Source organism: Parazoarcus sp. PS-13 R2A (assembly GCF_057621855.1).
Map to the genome: position 1 here is coordinate 1 of NZ_JBYEXN010000003.1, position 15,508 is coordinate 15,508.

The window sequence follows — 15,508 nt, forward strand, 5'->3', positions numbered from 1 at the left end:
CGAAGGTGGCCGTACTGTTGGCGCCGGTGTCGTCGCCAAGATCATCGAGTAACATCAAAACTGCGCGGGGCCACAGGGCTCCGCGCATTCGCTCTTTGGGAACAAAATCATGCAAAGCCAGAAAATCCGCATCCGCCTGAAAGCTTTCGACTACCGCCTGATCGATCAGTCGGCACTCGAAATCGTTGATACCGCCAAGCGCACCGGCGCTGTCGTCCGTGGCCCCGTGCCGCTGCCGACGCGTATCGAGCGTTTTGACTTGCTGCGCTCGCCGCACGTCAACAAGGCGTCGCGCGACCAGATGGAAATCCGTACTCACCAGCGCCTGATGGACATCGTGGATCCGACCGACAAGACGGTTGATGCACTGATGAAGCTGGATCTGCCGGCTGGTGTGGATGTAGAGATCAAGCTGCAGTAATAAACGCGCTTGCATTTATTTCGATAGGGCCGGTATAATCCGGCCCTTGTGCCTTTTGGTGCAATTTATTTGTTCGACCCCCGGTCAATCGAAACCGGGAATCAGGAGAAAAAAATGAGTCTAGGCCTTGTAGGGCGCAAGGTCGGCATGACTCGCATCTTTGCTGAGGATGGCAGGACCATCCCGGTGACGGTGCTTGACGTGTCCGACAACCGTGTGTCCCAGATCAAGACGCCTGAAACCGACGGCTATGCCGCGGTCCAGGTCGCTGTAGGTAAGCGTCGCGCCAGTCGCGTCGTGAAATCGCTCGCCGGGCATCTCGCCAAGGCGGGTGTCGAGCCCTGCCGCATTCTGCGCGAGTTCCGCGTTGATGCCGAGCAAGTCTCCGGCTTCAAGGCTGGTGACGCCGTCGGTGCTGATCTGTTCGCTGTTGGCCAGAAGGTCGACGTGACGGGTGTCACCATCGGTAAGGGTTTCTCCGGTGTTCAGAAGCGTCACAACTTCGCATCGAACCGCGCGTCGCACGGTAACTCCGTGTCGCACAATTCGCCGGGTTCGATCGGTATGGCGCAGGACCCGGGTCGTGTGTTTCCTGGTAAGCGCATGGCTGGTCAATACGGCAACGTTCAGCGCACCACGCAAGGTCTCGAGATCGTGCGTGTTGATGTCGAACGTCAACTGCTCCTGATCAAGGGCGCGGTGCCGGGCTCCAAGGGTGGCGACGTAGTCGTTCGTCCCGCGGTCAAGGCTTGAGGGGCGATTACGCAATGGAACTGAAACTATTGAATGATCAGGGTCAGGCTGCGTCGACGCTGCAGGCGTCTGACGTGCTGTTTGGCCGTGAATACAACGAAGCGCTGATTCACCAGCTCGTGACCGCCTATCAGGCGAATGCACGTTCGGGTAATCGTGCCCAGAAGGGTCGTGCCGAGGTTAACAAATCGACGCGCAAGCCTTTCCGTCAGAAAGGTACGGGTAACGCTCGTGCCGGTATGGCGTCCAGCCCGCTCTGGCGTGGCGGCGGCAAGATCTTCCCGAACTCGCCCGACGAGAACTTCTCGCAGAAGGTCAACCGCAAGATGTATCGCGCCGGTGTTGCCGCGATTCTCTCGCAGCTGGCTCGCGAAGACCGTCTTGCTGTGGTCGAGGATTTCAGCGTTGAGGCGCCGAAGACCCGCATGCTGGTTCAGAAGCTCAAGGGTATGGGTCTGGACTCCGTGCTGGTGATCACCGATGGCCTGGACGAGAACCTGTTCTTGTCCTCGCGCAACCTGAATCAGGTGCTGGTGCTCGACGTTCACGAGGCCGATCCGGTTTCGCTGGTGCGTTTCCCGAAGGTGCTGGTCACCAAGGGTGCGCTGGCAAAGATGGAGGAATCGTGGCAATGAGCGCTATTACTCAGGAACGTCTGCTGCAGGTGTTGCTCGCCCCTCAGATCTCCGAAAAGGCGACCTATGTCGCCGACAAGAACGAGCAGGTGGTGTTCAAGGTCGCGTCTGACGCAACCAAGCCCGAAGTGAAGGCGGCTGTTGAGCTGCTGTTCAAGGTGCAGGTTGAGTCGGTTCAGGTCCTGAATGTCAAGGGCAAGGTCAAGCGTTCGGGTCGCACCGTCGGCCGTCGCAAAGACTGGAAGAAGGCCTTCGTTTGCCTCAAGCCCGGCCAGGAAATCAACTTTGCGGCTGGGGAGTAATCAATTATGGCACTGGTAAAACTCAAGCCTACCTCCGCCGGCCGTCGTTCGATGGTCAAGGTGGTCAACGCCGACCTCTACAAGGGCCGTCCTTTCGACGGTCTGCTCGAGAAGAAGAGCAGCAAGGCCGGTCGTAACAACACAGGGCGCATCACGGTGCGTCACCAGGGTGGTGGGCACAAGCAGCACTACCGCGTCATCGATTTCCGTCGCAACAAGGACGGCGTCGTTGCCAAGGTTGAGCGCATCGAGTACGACCCGAACCGTTCGGCAAACATCGCACTGCTGTGCTACGCCGATGGCGAGCGTCGTTACATCATCGCTCCGCGTGGTGTGGTCGTTGGCCAGCAGGTCGTGAGTGGCGTCGAAGCTCCGATCAAGGCCGGTAACGCGCTGCCGATCCGGAACATTCCGGTCGGTTCCACCATTCACTGTGTGGAAATGATGCCTGGCAAGGGTGCGCAGATGGCGCGCGCTGCTGGTACGTCGGTTCAGTTGCTGGCGCGTGAGGGCGTTTACGCTCAGTTGCGTCTGCGCTCGGGCGAGATTCGTCGTGTTCACGTCGAATGTCGTGCCACGATCGGCGAAGTCGGTAACGAAGAGCACAGCCTGCGCAAGATCGGCAAGGCTGGTGCAAACCGCTGGCGTGGTATCCGCCCGACGGTTCGTGGTGTTGCCATGAACCCGGTGGATCACCCGCATGGTGGTGGTGAAGGTCGTACCGGCGAAGGTCGCGTTTCGGTCAGCCCGTGGGGCACGCCTGCTAAGGGTTACCGTACCCGCAGCAACAAGCGTACCGACACGATGATCGTGCAGCGTCGTCACAAGCGTTAAGGGGTAACAGATGGCACGTTCTATTAAGAAAGGCCCGTTCATCGACGCGCACCTTCTGAAGAAGGTCGACGCCGCACGGGCGAGCAACGATAAGCGTCCGGTCAAGACCTGGTCGCGTCGTTCCACCGTCCTGCCCGACTTTGTCGGCCTGACGATTGCAGTCCACAACGGTCGTCAGCACATCCCGGTCTACGTGTCCGAGAACATGGTCGGCCACAAGCTGGGCGAGTTTGCTCTGACGCGTACCTTCAAGGGCCACGCTGCGAGCAAGAAGGCTAAGAGGTAATCATGGAAACCAAAGCAATTCTCCGTGGTGTGCGCCTCTCAGCGCAGAAAGGCCGCCTCGTGGCCGATCTGGTTCGCGGTCGTTCCGTTGATCAGGCTCTGAATGTCCTGGCTTTTTCGCCGAAGAAGGGCGCAAAGATCATTCGCAAGGTTGTCGAATCGGCAATCGCGAACGCCGAGCACAATGACGGCGCCGATATCGATGCGCTGAAGGTCAAAACGATTCATGTGGAAGAGGGCACCACCCTCAAGCGCTTCACGGCGCGTGCGAAAGGGCGCGGAAATCGTATTTCCAAGCCTACCTGCCACATTTACGTGACCGTCGGCGAGTAAGGAGGATATATGGGTCAGAAAATACATCCCACCGGATTCCGCCTCGCCGTTACGCGTGACTGGACTTCCCGCTGGTACGCATCGAGCCAGGACTTCTCGAAAATGCTTCAGGAAGATCTGAAGGTTCGGGATTACCTGAAGAAGCGCCTTTCGCACGCGTCCGTTGCGCGTGTGGTCATCGAGCGTCCCGCCAAGAATGCGCGCATCACGCTGTACAGCGCGCGTCCCGGTGTGGTCATCGGCAAGAAGGGCGAAGACATCGAAGCACTCAAGCGCGATCTGCAGCAGATCGTCGGCGTGCCGGTGCATGTGAACATCGAAGAAGTTCGCAAGCCCGAGATTGATGCCAAGCTGATCGCCGATTCGATCGCTCAGCAGCTCGAGAAGCGCATCATGTTCCGTCGCGCCATGAAGCGTGCGATGCAGAATGCAATGCGCCTTGGTGCCCAGGGCATCAAGATCATGAGTGCCGGTCGTCTGAACGGCGCCGAGATCGCGCGTACCGAGTGGTACCGTGAAGGTCGTGTGCCGCTGCACACCCTGCGTGCAAACATCGATTACGGTGTTTCCGAAGCCAAGACCACGTACGGCATCATCGGTATCAAGGTCTGGGTTTACAAGGGCGAGATGCTTGGTCGCAACGAGCAGCCGGTGGTCGCAGAACCCGAAGCCGATAACCGCCGTGGCCGCCGTGGCGCGCCCCGTGATGGTGAAGGCCGTCCGGGTCGTCGTCCCGCTCGCCGCGAAGATAGCAGGAGTGAATGATGCTGCAGCCGTCGAGAAGAAAGTATCGTAAGGAGCAGAAAGGCCGCAACACGGGTGTTGCCACCCGTGGTGCCAAGGTCAGCTTCGGTGACTTCGGTCTGAAGGCAGTCGGGCGTGGTCGCCTGACCGCTCGTCAGATTGAAGCGGCGCGTCGTGCAATGACGCGTCACATCAAGCGTGGTGGCCGGATCTGGATCCGCATTTTCCCGGACAAGCCGATTTCGCGTAAGCCGGCTGAAGTTCGAATGGGTAACGGTAAGGGCAATCCCGAGTACTGGGTCGCAGAGATTCAGCCGGGCAAGGTGCTCTACGAAATGGATGGTGTTGACGAAGCGCTCGCGCGTGAAGCTTTCCGGCTTGCCGCCGCCAAGCTTCCGCTTGAGACCGTATTTGTGACCCGTCAGTTGGGGCAAGCATGAAAGCGAGTGAACTCCGCGCCAAGAGCGCAGATGAATTGAACCAGGAGTTGCTCGAGCTGTTGAAAGCGCAGTTTTCCCTGCGCATGCAACTTGCAACACAGCAGCTTGGCAACACGAGCCAAATGGGTAAGGTGCGTCGCGACATCGCGCGTGTCCGTACGCTCCTTCGCGAAAAGGCGGGTGCATAATGAGCGAGCAAGCAGAAAAGGTTCGCCGCGCCCTCGTTGGGCGTGTCGTGAGCGACAAGATGGACAAGACGGTAACCGTTCTGGTCGAGCGCCGGGTCAAGCACCCGCTGTACGGCAAGATCATTACCCGTTCTGCCAAGTACCACGCGCATGTTGAAAATGGCGCTGCAACGCAGGGTGACCTCGTCGAAATCGAAGAGTGTCGTCCGATGTCGCGGACCAAAACCTGGCGTGTAACGCAAGTGCTCGAAAAGGCACGTGTGATCTGATCAGGTTGGTTTGCAATTTTTGCAAGAACAGCTTGGCGCTCCGGTGCCAAGCTGTTATACTTTCAAATCTTGCTCCGGGATTCGTCGGGGCATCCTACCCTGACGGGTTCCAATACTGACCGCGCTGCGGGATAAGTTGGAGATAAATTCATGATTCAAATGCAGTCCAGGCTCGATGTAGCCGACAACACTGGCGCGCGCTCGGTGATGTGCATCAAGGTACTCGGCGGTTCAAGACGTCGTTATGCCGGCATCGGTGACATTATCAAGGTCACCGTCAAGGATGCTGCACCCCGTGGTCGTGTCAAGAAGGGTGATGTATACAACGCGGTTGTTGTGCGTACCGCCAAGGGTGTCCGTCGTCCGGATGGCTCCCTGGTCAAGTTCGACAACAATGCTGCTGTGCTTTTGAATAACAAGCTCGAGCCCATCGGCACCCGTATCTTTGGGCCCGTGACGCGTGAGCTGCGCTCCGAGCGGTTCATGAAGATCGTCTCGCTGGCGCCCGAAGTGCTCTGAGGAGTCGATGAGATGAACAAGATCCGCAAGGGTGATGAAGTTGTGGTGCTGACGGGTAAAGACCGTGGGCGCCGTGGCTCGGTGCTCCGTCGTGTAGATGACGAGCGTCTGGTGGTTGAGGGTGTGAATCGGGTGAAGAAGCATGTTCGCCCGAATCCCCTCAAGGGTGAGGTCGGTGGCATTGTCGAGAAAGAAATGCCGATCCATGTTTCGAACATCGCGCTGTTCAATCCCGCGTCGCAGAAAGCTGACCGCGTCGGGATTAAGGTGCTTGAGGACGGCCGCAAGGCACGCTTCTTCAAGTCGAATGGCGAGCTGGTGGATGCGTAAGGAGTGACAATGGCTCGCTTGCAACAAGTTTATAAGGACGCTGTAGTGCCCGAGCTGCTCAAGCAGTTTGGCTACAAGTCCGTCATGGAAGTGCCGCGCATCACTAAGATCACCCTGAACATGGGTGTGGGTGAAGCTGTTGGTGACAAGAAAGTGCTCGAGCACGCAATCGGCGACATGACCAAGATTGCTGGTCAGAAGCCGGTAGCGACGAAAGCTCGCAAATCGATTGCCGGCTTCAAGATTCGTGACGGCTATCCGATTGGCTGCATGGTCACTCTGCGCGGTCCGAAGATGTACGAATTCCTCGATCGACTGGTGACCATCGCGTTGCCGCGCGTTCGTGACTTCCGTGGTATCGCTGCCAAGGGCTTTGATGGCCGCGGCAACTACAACCTCGGTGTCAAAGAGCAGATCATCTTCCCGGAAATCGAGTACGACAAGATCGACGCGCTGCGCGGGATGAACATCAGCATCACGACGACGGCTAAGAATGACCAGGAAGCGCGTGCGCTGCTGGGTGCATTCAAGTTCCCGTTCAAGAATTGAGGGTGATATGGCGAAACTGGCTCTGATCAATCGTGAAGAAAAGCGCCGCAAGACGGTGGAGAAGTACGCCGCCAAGCGTGCTGCGCTCAACGCACAGATCAACGATATGAAGCTGCCGGAAGAAGAGCGCATGTCCGCTCGTCTCGCGCTGCAGCAGCTGCCGCGCAATTCGAGTCCTTCGCGTGGTCGTAACCGCTGCGCTCTGACGGGTCGTCCGCGTGGCGTTTTCCGCAAGTTTGGTCTGTGTCGTAACAAGCTGCGTGAAATTGCTTTCCGCGGTGAAGTGCCCGGCATGACCAAGGCGAGCTGGTAAGGAGAATAGAAGATGAGTATGTCCGATCCGATCGCCGACATGCTGACGCGTATTCGCAATGGGCAGCAGGCCCAGAAAGCGAACGTGAGCATGCCCTCGTCGAAGCTTAAGGTCGCAATCGCCAAGGTTCTTCAGGACGAAGGCTATATCGACGGTTACGTCGTGCATGACGCAGACGGCAAGGCGCAACTTGAAGTTGCGCTGAAGTATTACGCCGGTCGTCCGGTTATCGAGCGCATTGACCGCGTCAGCCGTCCCGGCCTCCGCGTGTACAAGGGTAGCGAAGATCTGCCGCGCGTGATGAATGGTCTGGGTGTCGCCATCGTGTCGACGCCCCGTGGTGTGATGACCGATCGTGCAGCCCGCTCCAGCCGGGTTGGCGGTGAAGTCATCTGCCTCGTGGCCTAAAGGGGGATTTCATGTCTCGTGTAGCTAAGAATCCGGTCGCGATTCCGAGTGGTGTCGAGGTTACGATCTCGGCAGCCGAAATCGCGGTCAAGGGGCCGCTCGGTGTCATCCGCCAGGCGCTCAGCTCGGCAGTGACGGTCGAGCGCGATGGCGACAACCTCGTGTGCAAGGCGCGCGAAGGTGTCGTCAATGCTGGCGCCATGTCCGGAACCGTGCGTTCGTTGGTGAACAACATGGTTACCGGCGTGACGAAGGGCTTCGAGCGCAAGCTCAACCTGGTCGGCGTTGGTTATCGCGCGCAGGCTCAGGGCGACAAGTTGAATCTCTCGCTGGGTTTCTCCCACCCCGTCGTGCACCAGTTGCCCGCCGGCGTGAAGGCTGAAACTCCCACTCAAACCGAGATCGTGATCAAGGGTATCGACAAGCAGCAAGTCGGTCAGGTCGCGGCCGAGGTGCGGGCATACCGCGCTCCCGAACCCTACAAGGGCAAGGGCGTCCGTTATTCGGACGAAGTGGTTGTGCTCAAGGAAACCAAGAAGAAGTAAGGCGGTTCGTCATGAACAGAAAAGAAACTCGTCTTCGCCGTGCGCGTAAAACTCGCGCCAAGCTCGCGGAGCTCAAGGCGGTGCGCCTCACCGTGTTCCGTTCCAATGCGCACATGTATGCCCAGGTGATTTCCGGCTGCGGCTCCCGCGTACTCGCGGCTGCCTCCACCGTCGAACCTGCGGTTCGTGCCGAGCTTGCCAATGGCGGCAACAAACAAGCAGCTGCAGTGGTCGGCAAGTTGATTGCCGAGCGCGCCAAGGCTGCCGGGATCGAGACGGTTGCGTTTGACCGCTCGGGCTTCCTCTATCACGGCCGCGTCAAGACGTTGGCTGAGGCTGCCCGCGAAGGCGGCCTTAAGTTCTAAGCGAGGATTCGAATGGCTAAGCAGCAAACCAAGCGCCCGCAAGCCTCCGAGGAGCGCGACGACGGCATGCGCGAAAAGATGGTCGCGATCAATCGCGTTACCAAGGTTGTGAAGGGTGGCCGTATTCTCGGCTTCGCTGCACTGACCGTGGTGGGCGATGGCGATGGCGGCATCGGTATGGGCAAGGGCAAGTCCCGTGAAGTTCCGGTGGCAGTTCAGAAGGCGATGGACGAAGCCCGTCGCAAGCTGGCTAAGGTGTCGCTCAAGAACGGTACGCTTCAGCATACCGTGATCGGCAAGCACGGCGCCGCCTCGGTGCTCATGCAGCCGGCTCCTGGCGGTACCGGCATCATTGCCGGTGGTCCGATGCGCGCTGTGTTCGAGGTGATGGGCGTTACCGACATCATCTGCAAGTGCATCGGTTCGACCAACCCGTACAACGTGGTGCGTGCCACGATCAACGGGCTGATGGCGATCAACACCCCGTCGGAGATTGCAGCCAAGCGCGGCAAGACCGTCGAAGAGATTCTGGGGTAAGCGATGACCGACAAGAAAATCAAGGTCACGCTTGTGAAAAGCGTGATCGGAACCAAGCAATCGCACCGCGCGACGGTTCGTGGTCTGGGCCTTCGTCGCCTGAACCACTGCGTCGAGTTGATCGATACGCCGGAAGTTCGCGGCATGATCAACAAGGTGTCCTATCTGGTTAAGTACGAGGCTTGATATGCGCCTGAATACGATTAAACCGGGCGCTGGCTCGAAGTCTGCAGCCAAGCGCGTAGGTCGTGGTATCGGTAGCGGCCTGGGCAAGACCTGCGGCCGTGGTCACAAGGGACAGAAGTCCCGTGCCGGCGGTTTCCACAAGGTTGGCTTCGAGGGCGGTCAGATGCCCCTGCAGCGCCGCCTGCCGAAGCGTGGCTTTGTCTCGCTGACGCGTGCTCGCAATGCTGAAGTCCGCCTGTCCGAACTGGCTGCTCTGCCGGTCGAGGAAGTGGATCTGCTGGTATTGATGCAGGCTGGAATCGTTCCGGCTGACTCGCTTTCGGCAAAGGTTGTTCTGTCGGGCGAAATCAGCAAGAAAGTGATCCTTCGGGGCGTTGGTGCTACTCGTGGCGCACGCGCTGCCATCGAGGCCGCCGGCGGTTCCGTCTCGGCTGAGTAAGCAAAGGTACGATTGTGGCCAAACCAGCTGCCGCGGTAGGGAATCCCGGGCGTTTTGGCGATCTCAAGAACCGACTGCTGTTTTTGCTCGGTGCCTTGATTGTTTATCGCCTCGGCGCTCACATTCCCGTTCCCGGAATCGATCCCGAACGGCTTGCGGAGTTGTTCCAGTCGCAAGCCGGCGGAATCCTTGGGGTCTTCAACCTTTTTTCTGGCGGGGCGCTGTCGCGCTTCACGATCTTCGCGCTGGGGATCATGCCTTACATTTCCGCGTCCATCATCATGCAGTTGATGACGGTGGCAGTGCCTCACTTCGAGGCCCTGAAGAAGGAAGGTGAGGCTGGCCGGCGCAAGATCACCCAGTACACGCGTTACGGTACCCTGGTGCTGGCATTAGCGCAGTCCCTTGGGATTGCAATGGCGCTCGAAGGGCAGGCCGGGCTGGTGCTCGATCCGGGACTGACGTTCCGGCTGGTGAGCGTAGCGACTCTGGTCACGGGAACGATGTTCCTGATGTGGCTGGGAGAGCAGATCACCGAGCGTGGCATTGGCAACGGCATTTCCATCATCATCTTTGCCGGTATTGCTGCAGGTTTGCCTAGCGCGATTGGCGGGTTGTTCGAACTGGTTCGTACCGGTGCGATGCATCCTTTCACTGCGTTGCTGATCTGTGTGCTGGTAGTGGTGGTGACAGGGTTTGTGGTCTTTGTCGAACGAGGACAACGAAAGATCCTGGTGAATTACGCAAAGCGTCAGGTCGGCAACAAGGTGTACGGTGGGCAGAGCTCCCATCTTCCGCTGAAGCTGAACATGTCGGGCGTGATTCCGCCGATTTTCGCCTCGAGTATCATCCTGTTCCCGGCAACGCTGGGGCAGTGGTTCGGTGCGTCAGAGGGCATGACGTGGTTGCGTGACATTTCATCTACGCTCGCTCCCGGGCAGCCGATCTATGTCATGTTGTACGCAGTTGCGATCGTGTTTTTCTGCTTTTTCTATACGGCTCTGGTGTTCAACGCCCGCGAAACTGCAGATAACCTGAAGAAGAGCGGTGCTTTTGTCCCTGGAATCCGTCCGGGCGATCAGACGGCGCGCTATATCGACAAGATTCTGATGCGTCTTACGTTGGCCGGTGCGGTGTATATCACGCTGGTCTGCCTGTTGCCCGAGTTTCTGATTCTGAAGTGGAACGTACCGTTCTATTTCGGCGGGACCTCGCTGCTGATCATCGTGGTCGTAACGATGGACTTCATGGCACAGGTTCAGGCGTACGTCATGTCGCACCAGTACGAAAGCCTGTTGAAGAAGGCGAACTTCAAGGGAGCAGGTCTCCCGATGAGGTGATCGCCGGCAACGGCGAGTGGTGTGATCAAGATTCCGGTAGGGCTCCAAGGCCCTCCGGGATGGCGGCCAGAGTCAGGCTCGAATGCGACCCCAGGTTGCGCGAGCGCATCTTCGGAAGCGGGAGGCTCGATTGCCTGCTGTCTTTCGCAAGAACAGGTAGCGGTCCAGCTGACGCCGAGTGACCCGGCCAAAGGGTCGGATCGTGTTCCGGACCATGTAGAAGATATTAGAAACAGGAGCAAAGCATGAGAGTTCAGGCTTCAGTAAAGAGGATCTGCCGCAATTGCAAGATCATCCGTCGCAAGGGTGTGGTGCGCGTTATCTGCACCGATCCGCGACACAAGCAGCGCCAGGGTTGATCTTGTCAGTCCTAGGTATTAAAATTTAATGTTTAGCGTTTTGGGGTAAACGAATGGCCCGTATTGCTGGGGTAAACATTCCCAACCACAAGCATGCCGAGATCGCGCTGACCGCTGTCTATGGGATCGGCCGTTCGCGTGCTCAAAAGATTTGCGATGCTGCTGCTATTGCCCGCAACGTCAAGGTCAAGGACCTTACGGAGTCGGACATGGAGAAGCTGCGCGATGAAGTGGCTCGGTTTGTGGTAGAAGGCGACCTGCGTCGCGAAGTCACCATGAACATCAAGCGTCTGATGGACCTGGGTTGCTACCGTGGTGTCCGTCACCGTCGTGGTTTGCCGTGTCGCGGTCAGCGCACCAAGACCAATGCTCGTACCCGCAAGGGCCCGCGCAAGTCGATCGCTGGCAAGAAGTGATAGGATTTAATTATGGCTAAGACTGCAACAAAGGTCCGTAAGAAGATCAAGAAGAACGTCGCTGAAGGTATCGTGCACGTTCACGCGAGCTTCAATAACACGATCATTACGATCACCGACCGTCAAGGCAATGCTCTTTCATGGGCAACCTCAGGCGGCGCTGGCTTCAAGGGTTCGCGCAAGAGCACGCCGTTTGCTGCTCAGGTCGCAGGCGAAGCGGCTGGCAAAGTGGCGCTGGAATGCGGCATCAAGAATCTTGAAGTGCGCATCAAGGGCCCCGGCCCAGGGCGTGAGTCTGCGGTTCGTGCGTTGAATGCACTGGGGATCAAGATCTCCAGCATCACCGATATCACGCCGATCCCGCACAACGGCTGCCGTCCGCCCAAAAAGCGCCGTATCTAAGGAGTTGAAACGTGGCTCGTAATCTCGACCCGAAGTGCCGTCAGTGCCGTCGCGAGGGTGAAAAACTGTTCCTGAAGGCTGAGAAGTGCTTCACCGATAAATGCGCCATCGAGCGTCGTGCCTATGCGCCCGGCCAGCATGGTCAGCGTTCCGGTCAGCGTCTTTCCGGCTATGGCGTACAACTTCGCGAAAAGCAGAAGATCCGTCGTCTTTACGGCGTGCTCGAAGCGCAGTTCCGCCGTGTTTATTCCGAAGCCGATCGTCGTCGCGGTCAGACGGGTGAAAACCTGCTGCAGCTGCTCGAAGGTCGTCTCGACTCCGTCGCCTATCGCATGGGCTTCGGTGGTTCGCGTGCTGAATCGCGCCAGGTTGTTCGTCACAACGGCGTCCTCGTGAATGGCAAGCGTGTGAACATCCCGTCGTACCTGGTCAAGCCGGGCGACGTGGTCGAACTCGTTGAGCGCGTTCGTGGTCATCTGCGTGTCAAGGCTGCGCTTGAAGCAGCTGAGTCCCGCGGATTTCCCGAGTGGATCGAGATGGATGCCAAGGCTGGTAAGGGTGTCTTCAAGGCCTACCCGCAGCGTAGCGAACTGCCGCCCACAATCAACGAAGGTCTGGTTGTGGAACTGTACTCCCGCTAATTGGGAGTCGAGCTTCTAGTTCCGAGGAAATGTTGATGCAAAGCAATGCACTGCTGAAACCGCGCATCATCGACGTCCAGAGCATCTCGCCCGTCCAGGCGAGAGTGACGATGGAGCCGTTCGAGCGCGGGTTTGGCCATACCCTGGGGAATGCGCTGCGGCGCATCCTCCTTTCCTCGCTGCCGGGGCACGCAGCGACGGAAGTGACGATCGAAGGCGTCCTGCACGAGTACTCGACGCTGGATGGCATGCGTGAAGATATCGTCGATCTCCTGCTCAACCTGAAGGGTGTGGTGTTCAAACTCCACAACCGCAGCGAGACGACTCTTCGTCTCGTCAAGTCGGGTGAAGGCTTGGTGACTGCCGCCGATATCGAAACCGGACATGACGTCGATATCATCAACCCGGGGCATGTGATTGCGCATCTGGCACCCGGTGGCAACCTCGATATGCAGATCAAGATCGAGGAAGGCCGCGGTTATGTTCCTGGCACGAGCCGACCGGCGAATGGCGAGAGCAAGACTATCGGACGCATCGTTCTCGATGCCTCCTTCAGTCCTGTTCGGCGCGTGAGCTACCTGGTCGAAAGCGCTCGTGTGGAACAGCGTACCGATCTGGACAGACTGGTTATCGATATCGAGACCAACGGTGCTGTTGATCCGGAAGAGGCGATCCGTTATGCGGCTCGCGTGCTGATGGATCAGCTGTCGGTGTTTGCCGACCTCGAAGGCACGCCGGTTACCGATGTCGTGAAGCCTGAAGTGACGATTGACCCGGTGTTGTTGCGCCCGGTTGATGATCTCGAGTTGACGGTGCGTTCGGCCAATTGTCTCAAGGCCGAGAACATCTATTACATCGGTGATCTGATCCAGCGTACCGAAACCGAGTTGCTCAAGACGCCGAACCTCGGCCGCAAGTCGCTGAATGAGATCAAGGAAGTGTTGGCCACTCGTGGGCTGACCCTGGGGATGAAACTGGAAAACTGGCCGCCGGCTGGGCTCGAGAAGCTCGGTTAATCGGTATCAGTGAAGTGAGGAATTAATATGCGTCACCGTAATGGTCTTCGCAAGCTGAACCGGACCAGCAGCCATCGTCAGGCGATGTTCCGTAACATGGCTAACGCTCTGCTGCGCCATGAAGTAATCAAGACGACGCTCCCGAAGGCGAAGGAACTGCGTCGAGTCGTCGAGCCGATGATCACGCTGGGCAAGAAGCCGAGCCTGGCAAATCGTCGTCTGGCGTTCGATCGCCTGCGCGACCGCGAAATGGTTGTCAAGCTGTTTGACGCGCTGGGTCCTCGTTACGCATCGCGTAACGGCGGCTACCTTCGCATCCTGAAGTGCGGTTTCCGTGATGGCGACAATGCACCGATGGCTTTCGTCGAGCTGCTCGATCGTCCGGAAACGGACGTCGTGGTTGAAGAAGAAGCAGTTGCTGCCTGAGCTGGATCTTTGTAAGATTCGCTTGGTATAAAAAAGGTCGGGGATACCCGGCCTTTTTTTTCGTCTCTTACTTGCTGCGCGGAGGTTGCGGATGAGCGTGATTCTTGTGACGGGCGGAGCCGGCTATATCGGCTCGCACACCTGCCTGGCCTTGCTCCGGGGGGGGCATGAAGTGGTGGTGGTCGACGATTACTCGAACGCGTCGCCGCTGGCCTTGACGCGTGTGGAAGCGCTTGCCGGCAGGAAGTTCCGGGCGGTTATCGAAGCGGACGTGCGCAATCGTGATGCGCTCAGGAAAGTGTTCTCGGAATACCCCGTCACGGCGGTCATTCATTTCGCGGCAAAGAAGGCGGTTGGCGAGTCGATGCGGATCCCGCTCGCGTACTACGACAACAATCTGGGTGGCCTGTTTTCGCTGCTGGAAGTGATGGGCGAATTCGGTGTCAAGCGCATCGTCTTCAGTTCATCGGCGACGGTATATGGTGATCCGGTCACGGTGCCGATCACTGAGTCCTTCCCGACGCAGGCGACCAATCCGTATGGCCGCACCAAGCTGATGAGCGAAGAGATTCTGACCGACCTCGCTGCGGCCGACCCCGACTGGAAAGTGGTGCTGCTGCGCTACTTCAATCCGGTCGGTGCTGACGAGAGTGGGCAGATTGGCGAAGATCCGAGCGGTATCCCCAATAACCTGATGCCGTACGTGAGCCAGGTCGCGGTGGGCAAACTTGGCGAGTTGCAGGTGTTCGGGAACGACTATCCCACGCGCGATGGTACGGGTGTTCGGGACTATATCCATGTGGTGGATCTGGCGCGCGGTCATGTGAGCGCGGTGGAGCGCTTCGACTCCTTGCCGTCGCTGTCGGCAATCAACCTCGGCACGGGTCGCGGCTACAGCGTGCTTGAGGTCGTGCTTGCGTTTGAGAAGGCCTCGGGCTGCCCGGTGCCGTTCCGCATCGTGCCGCGCAGGGACGGCGATGTGGCGGAGTGCTGGGCCGATCCTACGCTGGCCGAGCAGGTGCTCGGTTGGCGTGCCGAGCGTGACCTCGACACGATGTGCGAGGATGCGTGGCGCTGGCAGCAGGGGAATCCGGACGGCTATCGCCAGGCTTGAACGCCTGTTGCCGCGCTACCAGTTGCGGCGGATACGGTTCTTGTATTGCACATCGTGAGGCAGTACCCCCTGCATGGCGTCGATGTGGGTGCGAAAGGCCTCTGCAGCCCGCGCCAGGTCATCGGCGCTGAGCTCGGACAACTCCCGCTGCCGTGCCGTCATGCGTGCGAGCTGATCAAAGCTGTGCTTTCGCGCCTGTTCGTCGGCCGGAAGATAGAGGCCGAGTCCGGCGTCCTTCAAGGTCTTCAGAAAACGCATGCGTCGTTCGACACGCTGCGCGTACTGCGTTCTGGCGGTGCTGTCCGGCTCGGTCATTGCGTACCCCGATCATGTTGTCGATCGCACTATCCTTATACGACTAAGGTAGCAGTGCAAGCATCGGTGGCCGGTCGAATGTAA

The 15,508-nt window shown here is 58.7% G+C and carries 30 protein-coding genes; 29 read left to right on the forward strand and 1 reads right to left on the reverse strand.

Translation table 11 applies throughout. The features are described 5' to 3' along the window. Positions 1–109 precede the first annotated feature (109 nt). The 29 genes from rpsJ (at position 110) to galE (ending at position 15,109) form a co-directional block, all read left to right on the forward strand. The gene (gene rpsJ, locus AC22G6_RS03770; RefSeq protein WP_108949535.1) at positions 110–421 is read left to right on the forward strand and encodes a 30S ribosomal protein S10; all 312 of its coding nucleotides are present in this window, start codon (positions 110–112) and stop codon (positions 419–421) included. A gap of 114 nt (positions 422–535) precedes the next feature. Further along, the gene (gene rplC, locus AC22G6_RS03775; protein ID WP_108949534.1) at positions 536–1,174 is read left to right on the forward strand and encodes a 50S ribosomal protein L3; all 639 of its coding nucleotides are present in this window, start codon (positions 536–538) and stop codon (positions 1,172–1,174) included. 14 nt (positions 1,175–1,188) lie between these two features. After that, positions 1,189–1,809, forward strand: coding sequence for a 50S ribosomal protein L4 (gene rplD, locus AC22G6_RS03780; RefSeq protein WP_108949533.1), 621 nt, complete (start codon positions 1,189–1,191; stop codon positions 1,807–1,809). Continuing rightward, complete coding sequence (gene rplW / locus AC22G6_RS03785; protein WP_108949532.1) at positions 1,806–2,111, forward strand: 50S ribosomal protein L23; 306 nt, start codon at positions 1,806–1,808, stop codon at positions 2,109–2,111. Before rplD ends, rplW begins: the two co-directional genes overlap by 4 nt. A 6-nt stretch (positions 2,112–2,117) precedes the next feature. Beyond that, a complete protein-coding gene (gene rplB, locus AC22G6_RS03790) occupies positions 2,118–2,945 on the forward strand; it encodes a 50S ribosomal protein L2 (RefSeq protein ID WP_108971394.1) in 828 nt (275 codons plus the stop codon). A gap of 10 nt (positions 2,946–2,955) precedes the next feature. Continuing rightward, complete coding sequence (gene rpsS, locus AC22G6_RS03795; RefSeq protein ID WP_108949530.1) at positions 2,956–3,231, forward strand: 30S ribosomal protein S19; 276 nt, start codon at positions 2,956–2,958, stop codon at positions 3,229–3,231. Positions 3,232–3,233: 2 nt separating this feature from the next. Next, positions 3,234–3,563, forward strand: coding sequence for a 50S ribosomal protein L22 (rplV, locus tag AC22G6_RS03800; RefSeq protein WP_108949529.1), 330 nt, complete (start codon positions 3,234–3,236; stop codon positions 3,561–3,563). Between the two features lie 9 nt (positions 3,564–3,572). Then, complete coding sequence (gene rpsC, locus AC22G6_RS03805) at positions 3,573–4,328, forward strand: 30S ribosomal protein S3 (RefSeq protein ID WP_108949528.1); 756 nt, start codon at positions 3,573–3,575, stop codon at positions 4,326–4,328. After that, entirely contained in the window at positions 4,328–4,747 is a 420-nt protein-coding gene (rplP, locus tag AC22G6_RS03810; protein ID WP_108951371.1) for a 50S ribosomal protein L16, read from the forward strand. The genes rpsC and rplP overlap by 1 nt, the downstream gene beginning before the upstream one ends. Next, positions 4,744–4,935, forward strand: coding sequence for a 50S ribosomal protein L29 (gene rpmC, locus AC22G6_RS03815; protein WP_108949527.1), 192 nt, complete (start codon positions 4,744–4,746; stop codon positions 4,933–4,935). Before rplP ends, rpmC begins: the two co-directional genes overlap by 4 nt. After that, complete coding sequence (gene rpsQ, locus AC22G6_RS03820; RefSeq protein WP_108949526.1) at positions 4,935–5,204, forward strand: 30S ribosomal protein S17; 270 nt, start codon at positions 4,935–4,937, stop codon at positions 5,202–5,204. The genes rpmC and rpsQ overlap by 1 nt, the downstream gene beginning before the upstream one ends. A gap of 150 nt (positions 5,205–5,354) precedes the next feature. Then, the gene (gene rplN, locus AC22G6_RS03825; RefSeq protein ID WP_108949525.1) at positions 5,355–5,723 is read left to right on the forward strand and encodes a 50S ribosomal protein L14; all 369 of its coding nucleotides are present in this window, start codon (positions 5,355–5,357) and stop codon (positions 5,721–5,723) included. A 12-nt stretch (positions 5,724–5,735) separates the two neighbouring features. After that, the gene (gene rplX, locus AC22G6_RS03830) at positions 5,736–6,053 is read left to right on the forward strand and encodes a 50S ribosomal protein L24 (protein ID WP_108949524.1); all 318 of its coding nucleotides are present in this window, start codon (positions 5,736–5,738) and stop codon (positions 6,051–6,053) included. 9 nt (positions 6,054–6,062) lie between these two features. Then, on the forward strand, positions 6,063–6,602 hold the full coding sequence (gene rplE / locus AC22G6_RS03835; protein ID WP_108949523.1) for a 50S ribosomal protein L5: 540 nt from the start codon (positions 6,063–6,065) through the stop codon (positions 6,600–6,602). 7 nt (positions 6,603–6,609) lie between these two features. Next, positions 6,610–6,915 (forward strand): 30S ribosomal protein S14, encoded by a 306-nt coding sequence (gene rpsN, locus AC22G6_RS03840; RefSeq protein WP_108949522.1) that lies wholly within the window; start codon positions 6,610–6,612, stop codon positions 6,913–6,915. Between the two features lie 12 nt (positions 6,916–6,927). Then, the gene (gene rpsH, locus AC22G6_RS03845) at positions 6,928–7,323 is read left to right on the forward strand and encodes a 30S ribosomal protein S8 (protein ID WP_108949521.1); all 396 of its coding nucleotides are present in this window, start codon (positions 6,928–6,930) and stop codon (positions 7,321–7,323) included. Positions 7,324–7,334: 11 nt separating this feature from the next. Beyond that, entirely contained in the window at positions 7,335–7,868 is a 534-nt protein-coding gene (gene rplF / locus AC22G6_RS03850; RefSeq protein WP_108949520.1) for a 50S ribosomal protein L6, read from the forward strand. 11 nt (positions 7,869–7,879) lie between these two features. Beyond that, positions 7,880–8,233, forward strand: a complete 354-nt coding sequence (rplR, locus tag AC22G6_RS03855) for a 50S ribosomal protein L18 (RefSeq protein WP_108949519.1) — start codon at positions 7,880–7,882, stop codon at positions 8,231–8,233. A gap of 12 nt (positions 8,234–8,245) precedes the next feature. Beyond that, positions 8,246–8,770, forward strand: a complete 525-nt coding sequence (gene rpsE / locus AC22G6_RS03860) for a 30S ribosomal protein S5 (RefSeq protein ID WP_108949518.1) — start codon at positions 8,246–8,248, stop codon at positions 8,768–8,770. A gap of 3 nt (positions 8,771–8,773) precedes the next feature. Further along, entirely contained in the window at positions 8,774–8,956 is a 183-nt protein-coding gene (gene rpmD, locus AC22G6_RS03865; RefSeq protein ID WP_108949517.1) for a 50S ribosomal protein L30, read from the forward strand. Between the two features lies 1 nt (position 8,957). Continuing rightward, positions 8,958–9,395 (forward strand): 50S ribosomal protein L15, encoded by a 438-nt coding sequence (gene rplO, locus AC22G6_RS03870; protein WP_108949516.1) that lies wholly within the window; start codon positions 8,958–8,960, stop codon positions 9,393–9,395. A 14-nt stretch (positions 9,396–9,409) separates the two neighbouring features. After that, entirely contained in the window at positions 9,410–10,735 is a 1,326-nt protein-coding gene (gene secY / locus AC22G6_RS03875) for a preprotein translocase subunit SecY (RefSeq protein WP_108949515.1), read from the forward strand. Positions 10,736–10,980: 245 nt separating this feature from the next. Continuing rightward, the gene (gene rpmJ, locus AC22G6_RS03880) at positions 10,981–11,094 is read left to right on the forward strand and encodes a 50S ribosomal protein L36 (RefSeq protein WP_011767118.1); all 114 of its coding nucleotides are present in this window, start codon (positions 10,981–10,983) and stop codon (positions 11,092–11,094) included. 53 nt (positions 11,095–11,147) lie between these two features. Further along, complete coding sequence (gene rpsM / locus AC22G6_RS03885) at positions 11,148–11,510, forward strand: 30S ribosomal protein S13 (RefSeq protein ID WP_108949514.1); 363 nt, start codon at positions 11,148–11,150, stop codon at positions 11,508–11,510. A gap of 12 nt (positions 11,511–11,522) precedes the next feature. Then, a complete protein-coding gene (gene rpsK, locus AC22G6_RS03890) occupies positions 11,523–11,912 on the forward strand; it encodes a 30S ribosomal protein S11 (protein WP_108949513.1) in 390 nt (129 codons plus the stop codon). Positions 11,913–11,923: 11 nt separating this feature from the next. Further along, the gene (gene rpsD, locus AC22G6_RS03895; protein WP_108949512.1) at positions 11,924–12,553 is read left to right on the forward strand and encodes a 30S ribosomal protein S4; all 630 of its coding nucleotides are present in this window, start codon (positions 11,924–11,926) and stop codon (positions 12,551–12,553) included. Between the two features lie 35 nt (positions 12,554–12,588). Then, complete coding sequence (locus AC22G6_RS03900) at positions 12,589–13,569, forward strand: DNA-directed RNA polymerase subunit alpha (protein WP_108951370.1); 981 nt, start codon at positions 12,589–12,591, stop codon at positions 13,567–13,569. A 27-nt stretch (positions 13,570–13,596) separates the two neighbouring features. Next, positions 13,597–13,995, forward strand: coding sequence for a 50S ribosomal protein L17 (gene rplQ / locus AC22G6_RS03905; protein ID WP_108949511.1), 399 nt, complete (start codon positions 13,597–13,599; stop codon positions 13,993–13,995). A gap of 91 nt (positions 13,996–14,086) precedes the next feature. Continuing rightward, positions 14,087–15,109 (forward strand): UDP-glucose 4-epimerase GalE, encoded by a 1,023-nt coding sequence (gene galE / locus AC22G6_RS03910; RefSeq protein ID WP_487365682.1) that lies wholly within the window; start codon positions 14,087–14,089, stop codon positions 15,107–15,109. A 15-nt stretch (positions 15,110–15,124) separates the two neighbouring features. Here galE and AC22G6_RS03915 read toward each other — a convergent pair whose 3' ends face one another. After that, positions 15,125–15,424, reverse strand: a complete 300-nt coding sequence (locus AC22G6_RS03915) for a hypothetical protein (RefSeq protein ID WP_487365683.1) — start codon at positions 15,422–15,424, stop codon at positions 15,125–15,127. Positions 15,425–15,508 lie beyond the last annotated feature (84 nt).

Coding starts and splice junctions, on each gene's coding strand:
- rpsJ (WP_108949535.1), top strand. CDS start 110: ATGCAAAGCCAGAAAATCCGCATCCGCCTGAAAGCTTTCGACTACCGC.
- rplC (WP_108949534.1), top strand. CDS start 536: ATGAGTCTAGGCCTTGTAGGGCGCAAGGTCGGCATGACTCGCATCTTT.
- rplD (WP_108949533.1), top strand. CDS start 1,189: ATGGAACTGAAACTATTGAATGATCAGGGTCAGGCTGCGTCGACGCTG.
- rplW (WP_108949532.1), top strand. CDS start 1,806: ATGAGCGCTATTACTCAGGAACGTCTGCTGCAGGTGTTGCTCGCCCCT.
- rplB (WP_108971394.1), top strand. CDS start 2,118: ATGGCACTGGTAAAACTCAAGCCTACCTCCGCCGGCCGTCGTTCGATG.
- rpsS (WP_108949530.1), top strand. CDS start 2,956: ATGGCACGTTCTATTAAGAAAGGCCCGTTCATCGACGCGCACCTTCTG.
- rplV (WP_108949529.1), top strand. CDS start 3,234: ATGGAAACCAAAGCAATTCTCCGTGGTGTGCGCCTCTCAGCGCAGAAA.
- rpsC (WP_108949528.1), top strand. CDS start 3,573: ATGGGTCAGAAAATACATCCCACCGGATTCCGCCTCGCCGTTACGCGT.
- rplP (WP_108951371.1), top strand. CDS start 4,328: ATGCTGCAGCCGTCGAGAAGAAAGTATCGTAAGGAGCAGAAAGGCCGC.
- rpmC (WP_108949527.1), top strand. CDS start 4,744: ATGAAAGCGAGTGAACTCCGCGCCAAGAGCGCAGATGAATTGAACCAG.
- rpsQ (WP_108949526.1), top strand. CDS start 4,935: ATGAGCGAGCAAGCAGAAAAGGTTCGCCGCGCCCTCGTTGGGCGTGTC.
- rplN (WP_108949525.1), top strand. CDS start 5,355: ATGATTCAAATGCAGTCCAGGCTCGATGTAGCCGACAACACTGGCGCG.
- rplX (WP_108949524.1), top strand. CDS start 5,736: ATGAACAAGATCCGCAAGGGTGATGAAGTTGTGGTGCTGACGGGTAAA.
- rplE (WP_108949523.1), top strand. CDS start 6,063: ATGGCTCGCTTGCAACAAGTTTATAAGGACGCTGTAGTGCCCGAGCTG.
- rpsN (WP_108949522.1), top strand. CDS start 6,610: ATGGCGAAACTGGCTCTGATCAATCGTGAAGAAAAGCGCCGCAAGACG.
- rpsH (WP_108949521.1), top strand. CDS start 6,928: ATGAGTATGTCCGATCCGATCGCCGACATGCTGACGCGTATTCGCAAT.
- rplF (WP_108949520.1), top strand. CDS start 7,335: ATGTCTCGTGTAGCTAAGAATCCGGTCGCGATTCCGAGTGGTGTCGAG.
- rplR (WP_108949519.1), top strand. CDS start 7,880: ATGAACAGAAAAGAAACTCGTCTTCGCCGTGCGCGTAAAACTCGCGCC.
- rpsE (WP_108949518.1), top strand. CDS start 8,246: ATGGCTAAGCAGCAAACCAAGCGCCCGCAAGCCTCCGAGGAGCGCGAC.
- rpmD (WP_108949517.1), top strand. CDS start 8,774: ATGACCGACAAGAAAATCAAGGTCACGCTTGTGAAAAGCGTGATCGGA.
- rplO (WP_108949516.1), top strand. CDS start 8,958: ATGCGCCTGAATACGATTAAACCGGGCGCTGGCTCGAAGTCTGCAGCC.
- rpmJ (WP_011767118.1), top strand. CDS start 10,981: ATGAGAGTTCAGGCTTCAGTAAAGAGGATCTGCCGCAATTGCAAGATC.
- rpsM (WP_108949514.1), top strand. CDS start 11,148: ATGGCCCGTATTGCTGGGGTAAACATTCCCAACCACAAGCATGCCGAG.
- rpsK (WP_108949513.1), top strand. CDS start 11,523: ATGGCTAAGACTGCAACAAAGGTCCGTAAGAAGATCAAGAAGAACGTC.
- AC22G6_RS03900 (WP_108951370.1), top strand. CDS start 12,589: ATGCAAAGCAATGCACTGCTGAAACCGCGCATCATCGACGTCCAGAGC.
- rplQ (WP_108949511.1), top strand. CDS start 13,597: ATGCGTCACCGTAATGGTCTTCGCAAGCTGAACCGGACCAGCAGCCAT.
- galE (WP_487365682.1), top strand. CDS start 14,087: ATGAGCGTGATTCTTGTGACGGGCGGAGCCGGCTATATCGGCTCGCAC.
- AC22G6_RS03915 (WP_487365683.1), bottom strand. CDS start 15,424: ATGACCGAGCCGGACAGCACCGCCAGAACGCAGTACGCGCAGCGTGTC.